A 1,331-nucleotide genomic window follows, 5' to 3' on the forward strand; every position below is an offset into this window, starting at 1 on the left:
AGATGTGTATAAGAGACAGACGCCGTGCTGCTGCAGCCACCAGTTGGTTATGGCCCAGCTGCCCGTGGTGGTGTCGGCGGCGAGGATCCGACCTTCGAGGTCTTTCGGCTCCCGGATGTCGGGCGACGTGGTCGAAATCAGCGACGAGAGGGAGAACACGTTCCACAGGAGCGTGATGTCCGACCCCTCCTGCACGAAACGCGCGACGGCGGACGGATTCGCGCAGTAGCAGACCCGCTCCGCGCCCGTCGCGAAGTCGGAATAGGCGACCTGCGAGGGTTTCGGCGTGACATCGAGCACGAACCCGTGCTTCCGGTCCAGGCCGGCCTCCTGGATGATCGACGGTATCCAGATGCTCTGGGAGGGCGCGGCGAAGACGACGATCCGCAAAGTGGGAAGATCCGACGCCGAAGCCGGAAATGCGGAGAGCGGCGCCAGCATCGAGAGCGCCGCGAGAGCGAGAGAGGGACGGACCATTGTTCGATCTCCTAAGTGGACCTCGCCCGCGGCGAGCGTCCGCGAGGGACGCCGGCCGAAGGCGAGGTCGTCGTCACGCGCTCACGCGTTGACCTGCTGCAGCGAGCGGGAATCCACGAGCGACCCATATGACGCGCCTGAATCCAGGAGGTCGTAATCCTGGAGGATCTCCAGGCTGCGATCGAATTCGCTGCGCTCGTAGGGAAGCGTATGGCCGAAATTCAGCCGGGGCAGGTGGAAGTCCTCGGCGGTGGGGCGACCCCAGCGATAGCCGTCCGGAATATCGGCGATCAGGTAGCGCAGATAGCTGCGCTTGTTGTCGGCGCTGGCGTTCAGGAAGTCGGAAGCGCGGTTCAGGGCCCGATACAGCGCCGAGAGATCCTCCTGCGGGAGATCGTCCCGGGCGATGTCGGTCGCCACGAATACGCCCTCAGCGATGACGTTCGCGCCGAGCTTCTCCGCAAGGCTGATGTAGGGCTCCATGATGACCGCCGCCGGGACCTCCCCGGACAGCACCGCGTCGAAGCGGGACGCCGGGCCGCCGTAATGGAGCAGGTTGACGCGCGAGCGCCCGACGAAACCTTCGAGCAGCCGGATGGCCGCGAAGTGCGATCCCGCGAAGAAGTTCACGCCGACCGGAACGTCCGCGAGCTGGGCGGGCCGATCGATGTGCGAGCCGGGCGCCGTGATGATCGCATGAACGGGGCGGCTCGGCTGCAGGCTCGAGATCTTGACGTCGCATCCGTTCACGCCGGACTTGGCGAGGTCGACGGCCCGCCGCACGTTGCCCTCCTCGCAGGCGCGGAACAGGTTCACCGCTGTCTCTTATACACATCTGACGCTGCCGACGAAGA

General features: G+C 65.7%; 2 protein-coding genes. Both read right to left on the reverse strand.

Going from position 1 to position 1,331, the window contains the following annotated elements:
- On the reverse strand, positions 1-477 hold a 477-nt coding region (locus tag ACN4EK_RS32665), incomplete at its 3' end, for a substrate-binding domain-containing protein (protein WP_431662614.1).
- An 81-nt stretch (positions 478-558) separates the two neighbouring features.
- Positions 559-1,293 (reverse strand): substrate-binding domain-containing protein, encoded by a 735-nt coding sequence (locus tag ACN4EK_RS32670; RefSeq protein WP_431662615.1) that lies wholly within the window; start codon positions 1,291-1,293, stop codon positions 559-561.
- Between the last annotated feature and the right edge of the window lie 38 nt (positions 1,294-1,331).

This window comes from Pantanalinema rosaneae CENA516, from assembly GCF_050753385.1.
GTDB lineage: Bacteria > Cyanobacteriota > Cyanobacteriia > Leptolyngbyales > Leptolyngbyaceae > Pantanalinema > Pantanalinema rosaneae.